The sequence below is a fragment of the Ignavibacteriales bacterium genome (genome assembly GCA_016709765.1).
Taxonomy (GTDB): domain Bacteria; phylum Bacteroidota; class Ignavibacteria; order Ignavibacteriales; family Ignavibacteriaceae; genus IGN3.
This window is the reverse complement of the sequence record JADJMD010000012.1, coordinates 670,229-689,032: the sequence shown is the minus strand read 5'-3', so window position 1 is coordinate 689,032 and position 18,804 is coordinate 670,229. Positions and strand designations below refer to the sequence as shown.

20 protein-coding genes are annotated in these 18,804 nt (G+C 32.6%); 19 read left to right on the top strand and 1 reads right to left on the bottom strand.

From position 1 onward, the window contains the following. The first annotated feature begins 37 nt into the window (after positions 1-37). Positions 38-985, top strand: a complete 948-nt coding sequence (trxB, locus tag IPJ23_08950; GenBank protein MBK7630818.1) for a thioredoxin-disulfide reductase — start codon at positions 38-40, stop codon at positions 983-985. Between the two features lie 46 nt (positions 986-1,031). Here the strand turns inward: trxB and IPJ23_08945 are convergent, their stop codons facing one another. Continuing rightward, entirely contained in the window at positions 1,032-1,379 is a 348-nt protein-coding gene (locus IPJ23_08945; protein ID MBK7630817.1) for a hypothetical protein, read from the bottom strand. A gap of 200 nt (positions 1,380-1,579) precedes the next feature. Here IPJ23_08945 and IPJ23_08940 point away from each other — a divergent pair, with 200 nt between their 5' ends. The 18 genes from IPJ23_08940 to IPJ23_08855 all read left to right on the top strand — a co-directional run bounded on the left by IPJ23_08940 (position 1,580) and on the right by IPJ23_08855 (position 18,737). Further along, a complete protein-coding gene (locus IPJ23_08940; protein MBK7630816.1) occupies positions 1,580-2,611 on the top strand; it encodes a sigma-70 family RNA polymerase sigma factor in 1,032 nt (343 codons plus the stop codon). A gap of 138 nt (positions 2,612-2,749) precedes the next feature. After that, positions 2,750-3,664 (top strand): GTPase Era, encoded by a 915-nt coding sequence (gene era / locus IPJ23_08935; GenBank protein MBK7630815.1) that lies wholly within the window; start codon positions 2,750-2,752, stop codon positions 3,662-3,664. A 61-nt stretch (positions 3,665-3,725) separates the two neighbouring features. Beyond that, positions 3,726-4,628: a DMT family transporter gene (locus tag IPJ23_08930; GenBank protein ID MBK7630814.1), complete on the top strand. Its 903-nt coding sequence runs from the start codon at positions 3,726-3,728 to the stop codon at positions 4,626-4,628. Beyond that, complete coding sequence (locus tag IPJ23_08925) at positions 4,621-4,902, top strand: acylphosphatase (GenBank protein ID MBK7630813.1); 282 nt, start codon at positions 4,621-4,623, stop codon at positions 4,900-4,902. The genes IPJ23_08930 and IPJ23_08925 overlap by 8 nt, the downstream gene beginning before the upstream one ends. Next, on the top strand, positions 4,899-5,387 hold the full coding sequence (locus tag IPJ23_08920; GenBank protein ID MBK7630812.1) for a 2-C-methyl-D-erythritol 2,4-cyclodiphosphate synthase: 489 nt from the start codon (positions 4,899-4,901) through the stop codon (positions 5,385-5,387). Before IPJ23_08925 ends, IPJ23_08920 begins: the two co-directional genes overlap by 4 nt. Position 5,388: 1 nt before the next feature. Continuing rightward, positions 5,389-6,000: a DedA family protein gene (locus tag IPJ23_08915; GenBank protein MBK7630811.1), complete on the top strand. Its 612-nt coding sequence runs from the start codon at positions 5,389-5,391 to the stop codon at positions 5,998-6,000. After that, positions 5,997-7,643: an apolipoprotein N-acyltransferase gene (gene lnt / locus IPJ23_08910; GenBank protein MBK7630810.1), complete on the top strand. Its 1,647-nt coding sequence runs from the start codon at positions 5,997-5,999 to the stop codon at positions 7,641-7,643. Before IPJ23_08915 ends, lnt begins: the two co-directional genes overlap by 4 nt. 8 nt (positions 7,644-7,651) lie before the next feature. Beyond that, positions 7,652-8,674, top strand: a complete 1,023-nt coding sequence (locus IPJ23_08905; GenBank protein ID MBK7630809.1) for an aminotransferase class I/II-fold pyridoxal phosphate-dependent enzyme — start codon at positions 7,652-7,654, stop codon at positions 8,672-8,674. Next, positions 8,674-9,117 carry an acyl-CoA thioesterase gene (locus IPJ23_08900; protein ID MBK7630808.1) on the top strand — a complete coding sequence of 148 codons (444 nt, stop codon included), beginning with the start codon at positions 8,674-8,676 and terminating at the stop codon, positions 9,115-9,117. Before IPJ23_08905 ends, IPJ23_08900 begins: the two co-directional genes overlap by 1 nt. A gap of 86 nt (positions 9,118-9,203) precedes the next feature. Then, positions 9,204-9,887 (top strand): ribonuclease H-like domain-containing protein, encoded by a 684-nt coding sequence (locus IPJ23_08895; GenBank protein MBK7630807.1) that lies wholly within the window; start codon positions 9,204-9,206, stop codon positions 9,885-9,887. 236 nt (positions 9,888-10,123) lie between these two features. Next, entirely contained in the window at positions 10,124-12,541 is a 2,418-nt protein-coding gene (locus tag IPJ23_08890) for a heavy metal translocating P-type ATPase metal-binding domain-containing protein (GenBank protein MBK7630806.1), read from the top strand. Beyond that, positions 12,532-12,738: a cbb3-type cytochrome oxidase assembly protein CcoS gene (ccoS, locus tag IPJ23_08885; protein ID MBK7630805.1), complete on the top strand. Its 207-nt coding sequence runs from the start codon at positions 12,532-12,534 to the stop codon at positions 12,736-12,738. Before IPJ23_08890 ends, ccoS begins: the two co-directional genes overlap by 10 nt. Positions 12,739-12,765: 27 nt before the next feature. Beyond that, positions 12,766-14,886, top strand: a complete 2,121-nt coding sequence (gene ccoN, locus IPJ23_08880) for a cytochrome-c oxidase, cbb3-type subunit I (GenBank protein MBK7630804.1) — start codon at positions 12,766-12,768, stop codon at positions 14,884-14,886. A gap of 8 nt (positions 14,887-14,894) precedes the next feature. Further along, positions 14,895-15,104 carry a cbb3-type cytochrome c oxidase subunit 3 gene (locus tag IPJ23_08875; GenBank protein ID MBK7630803.1) on the top strand — a complete coding sequence of 70 codons (210 nt, stop codon included), beginning with the start codon at positions 14,895-14,897 and terminating at the stop codon, positions 15,102-15,104. After that, positions 15,088-15,945, top strand: coding sequence for a c-type cytochrome (locus IPJ23_08870; protein MBK7630802.1), 858 nt, complete (start codon positions 15,088-15,090; stop codon positions 15,943-15,945). The genes IPJ23_08875 and IPJ23_08870 overlap by 17 nt, the downstream gene beginning before the upstream one ends. A 27-nt stretch (positions 15,946-15,972) precedes the next feature. Then, positions 15,973-17,403 (top strand): cytochrome c oxidase accessory protein CcoG, encoded by a 1,431-nt coding sequence (gene ccoG / locus IPJ23_08865; protein ID MBK7630801.1) that lies wholly within the window; start codon positions 15,973-15,975, stop codon positions 17,401-17,403. Continuing rightward, positions 17,390-17,842 carry a FixH family protein gene (locus IPJ23_08860; protein MBK7630800.1) on the top strand — a complete coding sequence of 151 codons (453 nt, stop codon included), beginning with the start codon at positions 17,390-17,392 and terminating at the stop codon, positions 17,840-17,842. The genes ccoG and IPJ23_08860 overlap by 14 nt, the downstream gene beginning before the upstream one ends. 181 nt (positions 17,843-18,023) lie before the next feature. Next, positions 18,024-18,737 (top strand): sulfite exporter TauE/SafE family protein, encoded by a 714-nt coding sequence (locus IPJ23_08855; GenBank protein ID MBK7630799.1) that lies wholly within the window; start codon positions 18,024-18,026, stop codon positions 18,735-18,737. Positions 18,738-18,804 lie beyond the last annotated feature (67 nt).

The window sequence follows — 18,804 nt, the reverse complement described above, 5'->3', positions numbered from 1 at the left end:
GCTAAATATTTAGTGTTGGAGAAAAAATGGCTGAACAATTAGACCAAAAAATCATTTTAAAGTTTTAATTATAGGATCTGGTCCAGCTGGATTAACAGCAGCAATTTATACAGGTCGTGCAAATCTTAATCCAGTTATTTTTGAAGGAATGCAGCCAGGTGGACAATTAACAATTACTACTGAAGTTGAAAACTATCCGGGATTTGAACACGGAATTGATGGCCCGGAATTGATGGATGTTATGCGTAAACAAGCTCAACGTTTTGGTGCGCAATCATTTTATAAAGAAATAACAGAAGTTGATTTTTCAGAGCGTCCATTTAAAGTAAAATCTTATGATGAAAATTACACCGCCGATTCTATTATAATTTCTACTGGAGCTTCAGCAAAATTACTTGGATTGGAAAGTGAAAATAAATATATGGGTTACGGTGTTTCTGCCTGCGCTACTTGCGATGGATTTTTCTTTAAAGGACTAAAAGTTATTGTTGTTGGCGGTGGTGATACAGCAATGGAGGAAGCAAACTTTTTGACAAAATTTGCAAGCGAAGTTACAGTTATTCACAGAAGAGATGAATTTCGAGCTTCAAAAATTATGACTGAGCGGGCCCAAAAAAATCCTAAGATAAAATTCTTAACAAACAAAACAATTAAAGAAGTTATTGGTGTTGAAGAAAATGGCAGAAAAAGTATGACAGGCGTTATACTTCAAGATACAAAAGATGGTTCAACTACTGAATTTAAAGCTGATGGATTATTTATCGGAATAGGTCATCAGCCAAATACAAAGTTATTTAAAGAAGTATTGGATATGGATGAAACAGGCTATCTAAAAGTTAAACCTGGATCAACTTACACAAATATTGAAGGTGTTTTTGCTGCTGGTGATGTTGCAGATCATATTTACCGCCAGGCAGTTACTGCTGCCGGTACAGGTTGTATGGCAGCTTTAGATGCAGAGCGATGGTTGGAAGCTCAAGAATAAAATTAAAAAACTAAAACCCCTTCCAATACGGAAGGGGTTTTTAACATTATTTTTTTAGTTTCATCTTTTCGCTTATTACATTAGCTAAAACAAAACCAATTCCAGTTCCAACAAATAATGAAAACGGAATCCAATATTCTTTTGTGGTTGCATCCTGAAGCATCATTCCAAATCCTAATCCTATACCAAAGAAAATTGAAATCACGCCAATTTTTATTAACCAGAGTCCATCCCGTTTTTCTTCAAAGAATTTCTTAATTTCTTCTGTCGAAAGTCCTTTTTCTATCAGCATTTGTTTTTCTTTGGACTTCAAGAAAAAATAAACAATTAGTATTGCTCCAACTACAAGAGTCATAATAATTGGGATAAATACTGCAATTACTTCTTCACGCATTTTATTATCTCCTTATGTTTCTAATCCTTTTGACAAAAGAATTTTTTTAAGGTTACAGATTTTAATTATTTATTGTACAATACATTTGACTGAAATAATATTATCAAGGTTACAGATTGATTATCAAAATAAATCAGTCTAACTTTAACCGTCTGTAATTATTTGTAACCTTTGATACATTGAAATAGTCTATAATGAAAATGAAAAACCTTACAGATGTTGAAATCATTGAATCCGTTAAGAAAGGTAACGCTGCGGATTATTCTGTTCTTATTGATAGATATAAGAATAAAGCTTTTTCTATGCTTAAACGAATGTTAAAGAATGATTTTGATGCTGAAGAGGTTTTGATGGATTGTTTTTTAAAAGCTTATAATAATCTCAACACATTTAAGAATGAGTCAAAGTTTTCAACATGGTTTTATCGCATAGTTTATAATACAGCATTAACAAAGTTATCTTCTGCAAAAAGAAAAATTGAAACTGAAATGAGCTCTATTGATGATTTGCATTTTCTTAAAAGCGATTACAATGCAGACACTTTAGTGAATGAAGATATTTCTGTATTGATGAAGAAAATTGTAAATGAACTTCCACCCAAAAATGCGGCTGTTATTACTATGTTTTATTTAGAAGAAATGAAAACAGAGGAAATTAGTGAAGTTTTAGAAATCTCAGTTGCAAACGTAAAAGTTATTTTGCATCGCTCTCGTAATTTGTTACGAGAGATTTTAGAAAAAAAGGAATTTATTGCAGGAAGTTTTATGAAAAACATTAATGATGAGTTACTGAATAAATATTTAGATGATGAATTAAGTCGCGAAGAAAAAGATACCTTAAAAATCGCGATTGAAAACTCACCTGATTTAAAAAGAAAATATGCGGCATTACTTAAAACACATGATCTGTTAAAAAATATTGAAGTGAATTTGCCAAGTATAGATTTTACAAAAATGGTTATGAATAAAGTAAACAGAAGTACCACAAATGCAAAACAGCAGAAATATTTCTTGTTTGCTATATTATCTGTTTTTGTTGCGTTAGCTCTTTGCATTACAGGATATGTTTTATTTCAAATGCTATCTGCATCGAAGGTAAGTGAAACAAGTGAAATAGTTACAACTTATTCTAAAAGTATCGGAGATTATTTTTCATCTCTTTTTGGCAAAAAAATCTTACAATATTTGGATCATTACTTTCATTCGTTATGCTTGTATCTGGTTACTTCTTAATTGAATTTCAGAAACGATCGAAAAAAGATTTGGTCACTAAACACACTTTCCCTTTATCCTGATTCGTATTGCTAATATTCTTCCTAATAATACTATCTCATTTCGTATATTTACACATCATAAAAAGAAAAGATAAGAATGAACACAAAAGCCGGTTACGCTGCTATTATCGGATTGCCAAATGTTGGTAAATCAACTTTAATGAATGCTTTGCTTGGACAAAAAATTTCAATTACAACGTCAAAGCCCCAAACTACACGTAAAAGAATACTTGGAATATTATCCGAAGAAAATTATCAAGTAATATTTCTTGATACTCCAGGAATATTAAAACCTGCGTATCTTCTTCAAGAAAAAATGATGGATGATATTGATCTTTCTGTTAAAGATGCAGACGTTTTCGTAATCATTTATGATGTAAGTTCTGAGCAATCATTCAAAGGCGCGGAAGAGAATGAATACATCCAAAAAGTAATTAAAGAAAAAACAAATCCCAAAATTCTTGTGCTTAATAAGATTGATACAATCTCACAGGAACAAGCACTTACACTTATTGAAAGATTTGAAAAACTAAATTTGTTTAAATCGGTCATTCCAGTTTCTGCAAATCTAAAATTTAATCTTGAAAGATTACTAAACGATATAGTTGAGTGTTTACCAGAAGGTGCTAAGTTCTATCCTGATGACATTGTTTCTGAAGAAACAGAAAGATTTTTTGTAACTGAGATAATTCGTGAAAAACTTTTTGAGCTGTATGAGGATGAAGTCCCTTATAGCTGCGAAGTATTAATAGCTGAATTTACTGAGCGAGAACACTCAAAAGACTTTATTAGTGCAGAAATTGTGGTTGAAAGAGAATCCCAAAAACCAATTATTATTGGAAAAGGCGGTACAGCAATTAAAAAACTTGGTGAAAAATCCAGAAATGCTATCGAAGAATTTCTGGATCGAGAAGTTTATCTTGAGTTGCGTGTAAAAGTCAGAGAAAAGTGGCGTTCAAATTTAAATATGCTAAAGTCGTTTGGTTATGTTCGGGTAAAGGACAAAGAATGATCCAGATTAGGCTTGGATTTAAGATCAAGTTAGATATTTAAAATCAATTGAATCTTCTAAGATGAAAAAATATTCTGGAGAAATTGCTCTTCTTTTTAATACTTTAATTTGGGGTGGAACGTTTGCGTTAATTAAAAATGCCTTTACTGATATTTCTCCCTTATTATTCCTCGGTTTAAGATTTACTATAGCCGCATTTATTTTTTTCCCTTTTGTTTATTCACATTTAAAAAAAACTAATAAGCAAACTCTTATTGCCGGATCAATTCTTGGTTTTTTTTACTTTGCAGGATTTACAGCTCAGACCATAGGGTTAAATCTTACCACAGCAACAAAATCAGGATTTATTACAGGAACATTTGTCGTTTTTATCCCCATTCTTCAGTTGATCATTGAGAATCGAAAACCAAAATGGTTTAATCTTTTTAGTGTGTTTTTAGTTTTGATTGGATTAATAATGTTATCCAGCAAAGGCGAAAATGTGCTTGATTTTATTAAGCAGCTGGGTTCTGATTTTAATTTTGGTGACTTACTTACACTCTTATGCGCGATACTATTTGCTTTTCAAGTTGTTTATGTTGATGTGTTTACAAAAAAATATGATTATTTGCCAATGGTCTTTGTGCAATTACTCATTACCGGTTTAGGTGGATTTATTTTGTCATTTGCTTTTTCTATTACTTCTTTAGAAACAATTAGAATTAGCTTGAATGCTTCTGTCGTTACAGCAATTCTTTACACTGCAATATTTGCTTCGATAATTGCAACAGTTATACAACTAAAATTTCAAAAAACTGTTTCGCCGACAAAAGCTGGAATAATTTTCTCCATTGAACCAATATTTGCAGCTGTGTTTGCTTACTTTTTACTCAGTGAAAAAATTTCTAATTTTGGCTTAATTGGATGTGTGCTTATTTTCACCGGGTTAATTATTTCAGAAGCATTTTCAATCAAAGATGAGTGAAATTAAAAGAGCAAAAATAATTGTTAATGGATTAGTTCAGGGTGTTGGGTTTAGATATTTTGTGATGAAACATGCTGAAAATTTAAATCTAAAAGGCTATACACAAAATCTCTTTACGGGCGAAGTTTTAACTGAAGTTGAGGGAGAGCAATTTTTAATTCAGGAATTAGTTGAACAACTGAAAAATGGACCATCAAAATCTCACGTTGCAAATTGTTTTGTTGAGTGGTCCGAAATTAAAAATGAGTTTACAAAATTTGAGGTTAGATATTGAAATTAAATTTTAGAACCGGTTTTGGTTTTGATGTTCATGCCTTTGCTGAGGGTAGAAAATTAATTATTGGTGGAATAGAAATTCCATTTGACAAAGGATTAGAAGGTCATTCCGATGCAGATGTTTTGCTTCATGCAATTTGTGATGCAATGCTTGGCGCACTTGCACTTGGTGATATTGGAAAACACTTTCCAAACACCGATGAAAGATGGAAAGATGCAGATAGTTCAAAACTTTTAAAACACGTTAACGAGCTCATTCTAAACAAAGGATATGAATTAGGAAATCTTGATTGTGTCCTTGCGATGGAAAATCCAAAAATATTTCCTTACGTTGAACAAATAAGAAATCGTATTTCCCAGATCCTTAAAGTTGATATTGATCAAATATCTATAAAAGCCACCACAACAGAAAAACTTGGGTTTGTGGGTAGAACAGAAGGTGTAGTTTCCTTCGCAACTGTTTTATTACAGAAGAAAGATTAGGATGTTTGAAACAATTCTAGCCCAGATATCTAATATGTCCCCGTTCTGGATTTATCTTACAATATTTTTCTTTGCATATATAGAAAATTTATTTCCACCTTCTCCCAGTGATATGGTAGTTGTAATTGGTGGTTCATTAGTTGCAACGGGTTCATTACATTTTATTCCATTATTTCTATTTGCAACTTCTGGAAGTCTATTAGGTTTCCTAACAGCATTTATAATAGGCTGGCAGTTTGATAAAAGATTAATTCACTCAGGCAAATTAAAATTCATTACTGTTCAATCGTTTGAGAAAGTTGAAAATTCTTTTCGCAAATACGGATATTATCTAATTGTTGCTAATAGATTTTTACCTGGTACACGAGCCGTAATTTCATTTTTTGCTGGAATGAGTAGACTAAATGTTAATAAAACCTCCATACTCAGTTTAATCAGTTCGGCAGTTTGGAACGCAATTCTAATTTATTTAGGTATTGCTTTTGGAAAAAATATCGATTTGATAGACAGTTATCTTAAAACCTACAGCAATATAATTTTAGTTGTTACCTTAATTGTAGTGCTGTTTTTTGTGGTTCGATATTTCATCAAAAAAAGAAAAACACAAATTTGAAATTACCTTTTAAGAAACTAGAATTATCTTTAGAACAGAAAAAAGAAATAAGAAAAAACAAACTGCTATTAATTTTATCAGGAATTCTTTTTGGAATTTCATTTACACCATTCCCATTTCCCTTTACACTATTTATTTTTGTTGCATTCGTCCCTTACTTTTTTGTGATAACAAAAAAACAAATGTTACTAAAAGTTAATTCAGCATCCTACTTAACTTTTTTTGTAATGAGCTTAATCACCGTTTTTTGGGTTGGAAGCTGGCAGAAAGAATCTGATCCATTTTTAATGTTAAGCGGAACAGTATTAGTTTTCTTTTTACCTTGCGTTATGCTGATCAACTCAACTTTGTATTTCTTATCAAAAAAAGTTTTTAAAAAAGATTTATCTCTCTATTTCTTCCCATTCTTTTGGGTTACAGGTGAATATCTACTTACGCTTACAGATTTAAAATTTCCTTGGTTAACCATTGGGCATGGGCTTGCAAAGTTTACAGCATTTATTCAATTAGCAGATATTATTGGTGCGTTTGGATTATCCTTTGTTGTTTTGTGGATTAATATTTTTATATACAAGGGATTAAAATCTTTTAAGGAAAATTTAAAGGTTTGGCTGATAAATCTTTCAATCGCAGGATTGATTTTTATCCTTGTGCTCATTTACGGTTATGCTAGAATTTCAACTTTAAATAATAATGAGAAAAAAGTACGTGTAGGTATTATTCAGCCGAATCTTGATCCCTGGAATAAATGGGAGCTTGGTGGTTTAAATGAAATATTAAATAATAATCTGCAGCTTTCTCAAAAATGTGTTGATGAAGGAGCGCAAATAATTCTTTGGCCAGAAACAGCTTTACCTATTTATCTTTTATCAGGCACGTATCAATCCGAGCTTGATACCATTTATTCTTTCCTAAACAAAAACAATATTCCACTCTTAACAGGAATGCCGGATTATCGTATTTATGAAAAAGAAGCTCCACGTAATTCAAAGTACAGCGAGACGGGTAAGTATCATTATGCAACTTACAATTCAATTTTAATGTTGCAACCAAATACTTTTGAAATTCAGCGGTACGGAAAAATGCAATTAGTACCACTCGGTGAGCATACACCTTTTGTTGATCAGATTCCGTTCCTTGGTGATTTATTAAAGTGGGGTGTTGGTATTAGCGGATGGAATGTTGGACAGGACACAACCGTATTCAAATTTGTATCTAGCAATGATACAATAAAAATTGGCGGATTAGTTTGTTATGAATCCGTATTTCCAACTTTCCCAAATTATTTTGTAGATCGTGGCGCACAATTTTTAACTGTACTTACAAACGATAGTTGGTATGGAAAACTTAGCGGACCGTATCAACACAAAGAATTTGCAAACTTACGTGCTGTTGAAAACAGGAGAGCGGTTGTTCGTTGTGCCAATGGCGGTATTAGTTGTTTGATAAATAAATTCGGTGTTACAGAAGTTGAAACAGAAATGTTTACCAGAACGCATTTAGTTGTTGATGTTCCTTTAAATAATGAAAAAACATTTTACACTAAAAATCCACTAATCATTCCAATATTATCTTCCGCATTTTCATTGTGGATATTTGGGATTAACATTTTAATTTGGATGAAGAAAAAATTTAAATTATAGAATAATATATGATTGACCTAAGAAGCGACACAGTTACACGCCCATCTGATGCAATGCGTAAAGCAATGTATAATGCTGAAGTTGGTGACGATGTATTTAAAGAAGATCCATCCGTAAATAAGCTTGAAGAATATGCAGCCGAGCTTTTAGGAAAAGAAGCTGCTTTATATGTTCCAAGCGGAGTGATGGGAAACCAGATTTGTTTAAATGTTTTAACAAATCCCGGTGATGAAGTTATATGTGAGCGCGATGCGCACATTTTTAATTATGAGTCAGGTTCGCCGGCAGCATTAAGTGGAATACAATTATTTCCGATTGAGGGTAAACACGGAATTATTACTCCGGAACAAGTTGAACCAATCATTCGACCCACATCTGCATATTATATGCCGCGAACAAAAGTTATAGAAGTTGAAAACACTCACAATCGTGGTGGCGGAACAATCTGGCCGATCGAAAATATTGTTTCATTGAAAAATCTTGCTAAAAAATACAATCTCTTTTACCATCTTGATGGTGCAAGAATTTGGAATGCATCTGTTGCAACAGGAATTACTGCAAAAGAATATGCATCACATTTTGATTCGATTTCTTGCTGCCTTTCAAAAGCTCTTGGCGCACCGGTTGGTTCTATAATTGCGGGATCAAGGGATTTTATTAATGAAGCATTTCGGGTTCGTAAAGCCTGGGGCGGGGGAATGAGGCAAGTTGGAATTCTTGCTGCTGCCGGTTTGTATGCAATTCAAAATAATATTGAGCGATTAAAGGAAGATCACGAAAAAGCTAAATATCTAGCTGAACGAATTAATGCAAATCCAAATCTAGAGATAGATATGGAAGCAGTTCAGACAAATATTTTATTGTTTAATCCAAAAACCATTTCTGTTGATGAAGGATTGAAGCGTTGTAAAGGAAAAGGTCTACTTGTTTCAGTAGGTAAGATTGATTTGATTCGTGCTATTACACATTTGGATGTTTCATTTGATGATATAAAAAAGGCTGCACAAATAATCGATGAGGTTTTTAGTTAATGGATGTAAAAGATTTTACGCATAAAACTACAGTTAAAGTCCGATTCCACGAAGTTGATATGTTAGGTGTATGCAATAACGCAGTTTATATAAATTATTTTGAACATGCCAGGTTAGAATATGTTAAAGAAGCAGGATTGATGCCTGAAGGTGGAATATTTTCTGACGGTAAATTATTTTTTATGGTAAGAAATGAAATAAATTACCTTGGGCATTCATTTTATGATGATGAATTGGATGTTTATTCGAGAGTTTCTTATATAAAAAATTCATCTTTTGGTTACGATCATTTGATTATTAGAAAGAAATCTGGAGAAATTATTGTGGATGGAAAAGGTGTTGTTGTTTTTGTTGATCCTAAAACAAGAAAATCAACACCACTTACTGAAGAGTTTATTGAAAAGATTAAAAAGTCTGAACCAGAGGTACAGATTATTACATAAAGAAGTTATTGCGAACAAGTCTTCGAGTGAAGTAATCTTTAATTCAAAATAAAAATATTATTGTTCATCATTATTGGGAGGTTAAAATGCGCAAACTAATTTTTGATATTGAAACTTGTTCTTATCCTTTTGAATCTCTTTCCGAAAGCCAACGTGAATATCTGCTAAAGTATGCAGATAAAGAAATTGATCCCGCCAAAAAAGAGTCTATGCGCGATGAAGCAATTCGTTACACATCGCTTTATCCTTTTACTGCAAAATGTATCGCAATTGGAATGTATGATGTAGAAAAAGAAAAATCCTATGTTTACTACGAATCTGAAAAGCCTGAAGAATGGAATTCTGAAAATACCAATGTGCAATACAAAGGTTTACCTGAAAAAGAAATGCTCGAATCCTTCTGGCGGCTTGCACATTACATTGATCAGTTTGTGACATTTAACGGAAGAAATTTTGATATTCCGTTTTTAATGATGCGTTCCGCTATGCTGGGTGTAAAGGTGACAAAAAATTTAATGGGCTACCGATACGGTGACATTCACATCGATCTTCTTGAGCAATTTACATTTTACAGCACTACAAGAAAGTTTAATCTGGATTTTTACTGCAATGCATTTGGAATCGAATCTCCAAAAGCAAAAGACATTTCCGGAATGGAAGTAAAAACTCTTTATGAAGCCGGGCGGATAAAAGACATAGCTGTATATTGTTCTAAAGATATTTATGCAACTTATCAGTTGTTTAAGATTTGGGAAGAGTTTTTGAGGTAAAAATCCTAAAATAGAAAACTGAGACAAAGTGGACGCCACTAATTTTACATAATCCAACTTCTTCGTTCTCTCGTTTGAGAAGAAATTCTTTTCGATAGTTTCAAATCATAGAACTCAATTATTTTTTTTGATTAGTTTTGATTGAAAAAAGTCTTTTTAAATAGTTTATATTTGGCACGTAATTTCAAGCAATTATTGTCCGATTAAGAATTTAAACTGTTTTACTACTTCGTTTTATGGCAACTGAATTAAAAACAAAAAATCAAATTATCTGCTATCATTGTGGAGATATTTGTAAGGATGAATCCATTGCGATTGAAGAAAAGTATTTTTGCTGCTCTGGTTGTAAAACTGTTTATGAAATTCTAAATCAAGGTGAACTTTGTATTTACTACAATTTTCAAGAAAATCCCGGAATTTCACCTAAGAATTTTGAATCTAAAAGGTTTGATTACTTAGATGACACATTAACCATTACTAAACTTTTAGATTTTAGTGATGAGAAAATTTCTAAAATCACTTTCTTCATTCCTCAAATGCATTGCAGTTCCTGTATATGGCTATTGGAGAATCTTTTTAAATTAAACCCCGCAATTACAAGTTCTACAGTAAACTTTGTTCGTAAAGAATTAAGTGTAAAATATTTACATGAAAAAATCTCTTTGAAAGAAGTTGTTGTTTTAATTTCTTCAATTGGATATGAACCGCAGATAAACCTTGATACGGCCGAAAAGAAAATAGAAACTAAATCCAATAAAAGTCTTTATTATAAAGTTGGTGTTGCTGGATTTTGTTTTGGCAATATTATGATGTTCAGCTTTCCTGAATATTTTTCAATCACTACCGCTGATAGTTTATTAAAATCATTTTTTAATTATTTAAATCTTATTCTATCACTACCCGTCTTTTTCTATTCTGCTTCTGATTATTTCGTGTCAGCATACAAAGGCTTGCGTAAAAAAATAATTAATATAGATGTTCCATTATCGTTGGGAATATTGGTTTTATTTCTTCGCAGTGTTTACGAGTTGCTTATTCTTAATCAAGCTGGATATTTTGATTCATTAGCCGGATTGGTATTTTTTCTCCTAATCGGAAAAATATTGCAGGAGAAAACTTATGATGCAATGAATTTTGAACGCGATTACAAAGCATATTTCCCACTCTCAGTTATAATCAAACAAAACGAAATTGAAAAATCGATTCCTGTTGCAAATTTGATGGTTGGGAATAGAATCATAATCAGACAAAATGAAATTGTTCCTGCAGATGCAATTTTAATGAATGGCGATGGATTAATTGATTATAGTTTTGTTTCTGGTGAGTCACATCCAATTGATAAAGTTAGCGGAGAAATGATTTACGCAGGCGGAAGACAAAAATCCGGATTGATAGAGCTTGAAGTTATTAAAGAAGTATCGCAAAGTTATTTAACACAACTCTGGAATAATGATACCTTCAATAAAAAAACTGAAAGCGAGTTTACAAATTTTTCAAACACAGTTAGTAAATATTTTACAATAGTTATTTTAATAATAGCGTTTGTGGCTGCTGCGTTCTGGTTATCTGTAAGTTCATTTACTGCAATAAACGTTTTTACTTCTGTTTTGATAGTTGCTTGTCCATGCGCTCTTGCATTATCAACTCCATTTACTCTTGGCAACACAATGAGGATTTTTGGGCGTAATAAATTTTATCTTAAAAATGCTTCCGTTGTTGAGATGATGGCAAAAATTAATTCTATTGTGTTTGATAAAACCGGAACTATTACAGAATCAGGAAAATCAGATATTATTTATACTGGCAGAATTTTAAATACTACAGAATTAAAATGTATAAAATCCTTAGTGCGAAGTTCCACACATCCATTAAGTAAAAAAATCTTTGATTCAATTGATGGATCAGATTTTTTTCCTGTTACAAAATTTAATGAACCGATAGGAAAAGGAATTGAAGGAGTCGTGTACGGAAATATTATCAAAATTGGTTCTTCAGATTTTGTTAATCTAAAAATAATTGAGACTGAAGTTGATGTTATTAGAACCAGAGTTTATGTTTCAATTAATTCTGAAGTTGTTGGCAATTTTACAATTTCAAATTCATATCGAATGGGAATTGATAAAGTTGTAAAGAATCTATCTTCTGAATATCAGCTATCATTACTTTCGGGTGATAACAATGGAGAAAAAGACAATCTATTAAAAATATTTAAATCAGAATCACAGCTTCATTTTAAACAATCACCTGAAGACAAATTAAATTTTATCAAACAACTGCAATCGGATAAAAGCAAAGTATTAATGGTGGGTGATGGCTTAAATGATGCCGGTGCATTAAGTCAGAGTGATGTTGGTATTTCAGTAACTGATGATGTTAGTAATTTTACTCCTGCTTGCGACGCAATAATTGATTCGGGGCAATTAAAGAATATTTCAACATTTTTAAAATTTTCTAAAACCAGTTTAAAAATTATACATCTAAACTTTTTAATATCATTTTTTTATAATTTAGTCGGGCTAAGTTTTGCAATTAATGGAATGTTATCTCCTTTAATTGCTGCACTGCTAATGCCTGTAAGTTCAATTAGTGTTGTACTAGTTGCAACTTTAGCCACGAATTTTTTTGCTAAAAAAAGAGGTTTGTTATCTCTGTAATCGTTGTATTAATTGGATTTAGTTTGTTTGTGGCTGTAGGATTTTTAATCGCGTTTTTGTGGAGTGTAAAAAGTGGGCAGTACTCTGATACTTATACTCCATCCGTTCGTGTGCTTTTCGAAGATGAAAAATCAAAAAAAGAAAAAGAAATAGTAAAAGAAACAAAAATTAAAGAAGAGAACAAACTTGATAATTAACTTACAACTTCAAATAAAGGAGCCCCTATGCAGTTAGAGAAGTTCAGTTACGATAATAAAATCGTAAGAGACTTTACTATAGCATCATTGGTTTTCGGTGTTGTGGGTATGTTGGTTGGTGTGCTTATTGCAAGCCAGCTTTTTGCCCCTGATCTGAATTTCAGTATTCCGTTTTTAACATTCGGAAGACTTCGTCCCTTGCATACCAATGCTGTTATTTTTGCTTTTGTTGGAAATGCGATTTTTGCAGGCATTTATTATTCGCTTCCACGCCTACTTAAAACCCCAATGTTCAGCACGCTGTTAAGTAGAATCCATTTCTGGGGATGGCAACTAATAATTGTAGCCGCTGCAATTTCACTTCCGCTTGGTCTTACTTCCAGCAAAGAATATGCTGAACTTGAGTGGCCTATTGATATTGCTATAACTCTTATTTGGGTGGTGTTCGGTATCAATATGATAGGAACATTAATCAAGAGAAGAGAGAAACATATTTATGTTGCAATTTGGTTTTATCTTGCTACCTGGGTTACCGTTGCTGTTTTACATATCGTAAACTCTTTTGAAATTCCCGTAAGTTTATTTAAAAGTTATTCATTGTACGCCGGTGTGCAGGATGCTTTAGTTCAATGGTGGTATGGTCATAATGCAGTTGCATTCTTTTTAACAACCCCTTATCTCGGTTTGATGTATTACTACTTGCCCAAAGCCGCAAACAGACCAATTTATTCATACAAACTTTCAATCATACACTTTTGGGCGTTGATATTTTTATATATCTGGGCTGGCCCACATCATCTACTTTACTCAGCTTTACCTGATTGGGCACAATCATTAGGAACAGTTTTTTCAATTATGTTAATTGCTCCATCCTGGGGAGGTATGATAAACGGACTTTTAACTTTACGAGGTGCCTGGGATAGAGTTAGAGAAGATCCAATATTAAAATTTATGGTTGTTGCTGTAACAGCCTACGGTATGTCCACATTTGAAGGTCCAATGCTTTCACTAAAAAATGTAAACGCATTTGCTCACTTTACAGATTGGATTATAGCTCACGTACATATTGGTGCTCTTGGATGGAACGGATTTTTAACAGCAGGAATGTTTTATTGGTTGGTTCCAAAAATATTTAAAACGGAACTCTACTCTAAAAAGATGGCTAACGTACATTTCTGGATTGGAACTCTTGGAATGGTTTTCTATGCTTCAGCAATGTATTGGTCTGGTGTTGCTCAATCATTAATGTGGAAACAATTTAATGATATGGGAATGTTGCAATATCCTAACTTTTTGGAAACAACACTTCAAATAATCCCAATGTATATTATTAGAGCTTTTGGTGGTACATTGTATTTAGTTGGAATGTTAATGATGGTTTACAATCTTTCAAAAACAATGTTGCAAGGCAAATTAGTTGCAAATGAAGAAGCCGAAGCTACACCAATGCACAAAGAAGGAAAAGAAAAAATTTCACATCGCTGGTTGGAGGGTAAACCTATTTACTTTTTGTTGGCGTCTTTAGTGGTGATATTAATTGGCGGAATTGTGGAATTTGTTCCAACTTTTTTAGTCAAATCTAATATCCCTACAATTGCATCAGTAAAACCTTATACACCACTTGAGCTGCAGGGCAGGGATATTTACATAAGGGAGGCTTGCAATAGTTGTCATTCACAGCTAGTTCGTCCTTTCAGATCCGAAACTGAAAGATACGGCGAATATTCAAAAGCTGGTGAGTTTGTTTATGATCATCCATTTTTATGGGGATCAAAACGTACCGGACCTGATTTACACAGAGAAGGAGGAAAGTATCCAAACTTGTGGCATTATCTGCACATGGAAAATCCACGCTCAATGTCACCGAGCTCAATTATGCCGCCCTATCCTTGGCTGATAGAAAACCAACTTGATATTTCGTTAACATCTAAAAAGATTGATGTGATGAGAACACTCGGTGTACCGTATCCGGAAGGTTATGAAAATCAGGCTAACGATGATTTGATGAAACAAGCAGAAACCATTGCGCTTGATTTGCAAAAAAATGGTGTACCTGCTGAGCCGGATAAAGAAATAATTGCATTAATTGCTTATCTGCAGAGATTAGGCACTGATATAAAAGCAAATCCAGTTGTGGAAAATAAATAGGAATAAAGATGTATAAAGAAATACTACAATCAATAGAAGGAGTTTCGATTTATCCGATTGTTTCTTTGATTGTATTCGTTTTGTTTTTTGCTCTCATCCTTATTTGGATGTTTAAGGTAGATGAAAATTATATAAAGATAATGGAAAACCTTCCTCTTGAAAAAGAGGAAGAAAATAATTTTAACAATACAGGTGATTTATATGAGAAAAAAGTTTAATCATTTCACCGTTTTGCTTGCAGCACTTATTTTGTTTTTTACTTCACCAATTTTTGCTGCAGGTGAATCAGATTTTCCTCCTTCGTATTATGATATTGTTGCGATGTTTCTTATCTCAATTATCATAATTAGCTTTATCGCAATTGTATATTATGAAGGTAGAAAAGGTGTTGCTGAGGAAGAAGTAGTTTTACAAAAACAGCCTTCTGCTTTTGCAAAGTTTAGAAGATACATTACAAAAACAACTCCTGTTGAAACCGAACATGAGTTGCTATTAGACCATGACTATGATGGAATTCGTGAACTTGATAGTAAAATTCCACCATGGTTTTTATGGCTATTTTATTTAACAATAACATTTTCAATTATTTATATGCTTGATTACCATGTGTTTAATTCAAGTCCGCTTCAAGATGAAGAATATGCAATTCAAGTTAAACAGGCAGAAGTTGAACGTGCAGCATTAATGAATTCAGGAGCATTTTTAAATGAAGAATCAGTAACACTTCTTTCTGATCCGGCAGCAATTAATGAGGGTAAACAAATTTACACTACAAATTGTGTTGCTTGTCATGCTGCTGATGGCGGTGGATTGGTTGGTCCGAATTTTACTGATGATAATTGGATTCATGGTGGCGGAATAAAAAATGTATTTAAAACAATTAAATACGGTGTAACTGCAAAGGGTATGATAGCGTGGCAGAGTCAGCTAAATCCAAAACAAATGCAAGAAGTAGCCAGTTATGTTATTTCATTGCACGGAACAAAACCTGCAAATCCAAAACAACCCGAAGGACCAATTTGGACAGAATCTGATTCAACTACTGCTGCATCTAAATGATGTTATTGAAATAATATTGAGAGTGAAATGGAAACTAATGAAACTAAAATTGCTGAAGATAAACAAGAATATAGAAACCAACTTGCAACAGTAACTGATGATGGAAAAAGAAAATGGGTTTACCCGAAGAAACCTTCGGGTAAATTTTATAACGCTAGAACAATTCTTAGTTTTTTTCTTTTAACGTTTTTAATTATAGTTCCATTTATAAAGGTAAACGGTCATCAATTTCTATTGTTTGATTTTTTAAACAGAAATTTTATTCTGTTTGGCATTCCTTTCGGCCCTCACGATTTTCATCTCTTTGTTCTTGCAATGATTTCAATAATTGTTTTTATCATTTTGTTTACTGTAGTGTTTGGAAGAATATTCTGCGGATGGGCATGTCCACAAACAGTATTTTTGGAAATGGTTTTCCGCAAGATTGAATACTGGATTGAAGGAGATGCAAGGGATCAGCGTAAACTTGATGCTGAAGAATGGAATAGCAAAAAACTTTTTAAAAAAGGATTGAAGAATATTATTTTCTTCATAATTGCTTTTTTTATTGCGCATATCTTTTTATCGTACATAATTAGTGTTGATAAGGTTATTTTAATTATTACACAGCCACCAAGCGCACACTTGAGTGGATTTATTGCAATCATTGCTTTCTCACTTATTTTTTATTGGGTGTTTGCTTTTTTCCGAGAACAAGCCTGCACTATTGTTTGCCCTTATGGAAGATTGCAAGGCGTTCTGCTTGATCAGGACTCAATTGTAATAGCCTACGATCATAAACGCGGTGAGCCACGTGGTAAACTAAAAAAAGGTGAAGAAGCATCACCAAAAGGTGATTGCATTGATTGTCATTTATGTGTTGATGTTTGCCCAACCGGAATTGATATTAGAAATGGAATTCAATTAGAATGCGTTAACTGCACAGCTTGTATTGATGAGTGCGATGCAGTTATGGAAAAAATCAATCGCCCTAAGAAATTAATTAGGTATGATTCATTAAACGGAATTGAAAATAAAACAAAGTTCAGAATCACTCCAAGAATGATGCTCTATTCAATAATTCTTGTTGTGTTAGTTGGTGTTCTCGGTTATCTGCTTTCCGTAAGAACCGACTACTCTATAAATGTTTTAAGAACACCGGGCATGTTGTTTCAAGAACAGCCTAATGGAAAAATTAGTAATGTTTATGATTTAAATATTGTTAACAAAACCTTTAATGAAACTCCGGTTCTGATTAAACTCGAAAATCCTGCTGATGGTGAATTAAAATTAGTTGGAAAAAATATTGTATTAAAATCTCAAGAGATTGTTGAAACAAAATTTCTTGTATTGATGGATAAAAGTAAGCTAAGTAAAATGAATACTCCGATTGAAATAGGTATTTACGATGGAAATAAATTGATTAAAAAAGTTAAGACCTCATTTTTAGGACCGGTGGAAATAAATGAAAAAAAGTAAATTTAATTGGGGTACTGGAATTCTCATTACAATTATTGTTTTCATGACGATTACAATTGGCACAGTAATTTTCTTAATGAGTCAGGATGTTGATTTGGTTGCGAGTGATTATTACAATAAAGGAATTCATCATCAAGAGCAGATTGATAGGATAAACAGAACCAATATAATGGGTAATGAAGTTAGCATAAATCCTGAAAATGGTTTTATTAGATTAGTTTTGCCCAACTCATTTGCTAAAAAAAGTCTTATTGGTACAATTCAGTTTTATCGTCCATCAAATTCTAAAAAAGATTTTGCAGTAGCTCTATCTATTGATACAATTGCACAGCAATTAATTTCAACACAAAATATGGATAAAGGTTATTGGAAAGTTAAACTTAACTTTTCACATGAGGCAGCTGAGTATTATAAAGAAAGTTCTTTTGTAATTAATTAAGTGATTGTGGATGAATTTTCAATTGAATGAAAAAATATAATCATTTCGACCGAAGGGAGAAATCTCGTTCCTTTGGTGATTCAGATTTCTCAGTCTCCCAAAGGGATGTCTATGGCAGAAGACTCCTTCGAAATGACCTTTCAGTGTTTAATTTATTTCAATTGCATTCTATTTAATAAAAATGTCACCAGAAATTTTAACAGCATTCTTCGTCGGGTTATTCGGAAGCTTTCATTGTATTGGTATGTGCGGGCCAATTGCAATTGCACTTCCGATTCCAAATTCAGGTAATCTTTCTTTTGTTACTGGAAGATTATTGTACAATCTTGGCAGAGTTGTAACTTATTCTTTTCTTGGTGCAGTTTTTGGGTTACTTGGTTCACGACTTGTAATTTCTGGTTTTCAGCAAAGCATTTCTATCGTACTCGGGATTGCAATTGTAATCGCAGTATTAATCCCACCAAAGTATAAAGCAAAAATAACTCAACATAGACTTATTCAAAAAATAACTACACCATTAAAGTCCGGAATAAGTGATTTATTTAAACGCGGAACTTTTTCCGCTATGTTTTTAATTGGGATTCTAAATGGTTTTTTGCCATGCGGATTAGTTTACGTGGCTTTAGCAGGTGCAATTGCAAGTGGCGATGCAATTTCCGGTTCAGCAGTTATGATTTTATTCGGATTAGGAACTGTTCCAACAATGTTTGCAGCAACAATTTTTGGAAAATTTATTAATCTTAACATTAGAAGAAAAATTACTAAAGCTGTCCCTGTTTTTGCATTAGTGCTTGGATTACTTTTTATTGTGCGCGGAATGGGACTAGGAATTCCATACATCTCACCAAAAATCTCAGCACAAGTTGTTGATGAATCCAATTTGGATTGCCATTAGTTCCAATTTGTAAATTAAAAAGTTAAACCAATCCCTCAAAAATAATTCTTATATTTGACCATCACAT

Bases quoted from the DNA above. Each gene is read 5' to 3' on its own strand.
- IPJ23_08945 (MBK7630817.1), bottom strand. From the start codon at position 1,379: ATGCGTGAAGAAGTAATTGCAGTATTTATCCCAATTATTATGACTCTT.
- IPJ23_08940 (MBK7630816.1), top strand. From the start codon at position 1,580: ATGAAAAACCTTACAGATGTTGAAATCATTGAATCCGTTAAGAAAGGT.
- era (MBK7630815.1), top strand. From the start codon at position 2,750: ATGAACACAAAAGCCGGTTACGCTGCTATTATCGGATTGCCAAATGTT.
- IPJ23_08930 (MBK7630814.1), top strand. From the start codon at position 3,726: ATGAAAAAATATTCTGGAGAAATTGCTCTTCTTTTTAATACTTTAATT.
- IPJ23_08925 (MBK7630813.1), top strand. From the start codon at position 4,621: ATGAGTGAAATTAAAAGAGCAAAAATAATTGTTAATGGATTAGTTCAG.
- IPJ23_08915 (MBK7630811.1), top strand. From the start codon at position 5,389: ATGTTTGAAACAATTCTAGCCCAGATATCTAATATGTCCCCGTTCTGG.
- IPJ23_08905 (MBK7630809.1), top strand. From the start codon at position 7,652: ATGATTGACCTAAGAAGCGACACAGTTACACGCCCATCTGATGCAATG.
- IPJ23_08900 (MBK7630808.1), top strand. From the start codon at position 8,674: ATGGATGTAAAAGATTTTACGCATAAAACTACAGTTAAAGTCCGATTC.
- IPJ23_08895 (MBK7630807.1), top strand. From the start codon at position 9,204: ATGCGCAAACTAATTTTTGATATTGAAACTTGTTCTTATCCTTTTGAA.
- IPJ23_08890 (MBK7630806.1), top strand. From the start codon at position 10,124: ATGGCAACTGAATTAAAAACAAAAAATCAAATTATCTGCTATCATTGT.
- ccoN (MBK7630804.1), top strand. From the start codon at position 12,766: ATGCAGTTAGAGAAGTTCAGTTACGATAATAAAATCGTAAGAGACTTT.
- IPJ23_08875 (MBK7630803.1), top strand. From the start codon at position 14,895: ATGTATAAAGAAATACTACAATCAATAGAAGGAGTTTCGATTTATCCG.
- IPJ23_08870 (MBK7630802.1), top strand. From the start codon at position 15,088: ATGAGAAAAAAGTTTAATCATTTCACCGTTTTGCTTGCAGCACTTATT.
- ccoG (MBK7630801.1), top strand. From the start codon at position 15,973: ATGGAAACTAATGAAACTAAAATTGCTGAAGATAAACAAGAATATAGA.
- IPJ23_08860 (MBK7630800.1), top strand. From the start codon at position 17,390: ATGAAAAAAAGTAAATTTAATTGGGGTACTGGAATTCTCATTACAATT.
- IPJ23_08855 (MBK7630799.1), top strand. From the start codon at position 18,024: ATGTCACCAGAAATTTTAACAGCATTCTTCGTCGGGTTATTCGGAAGC.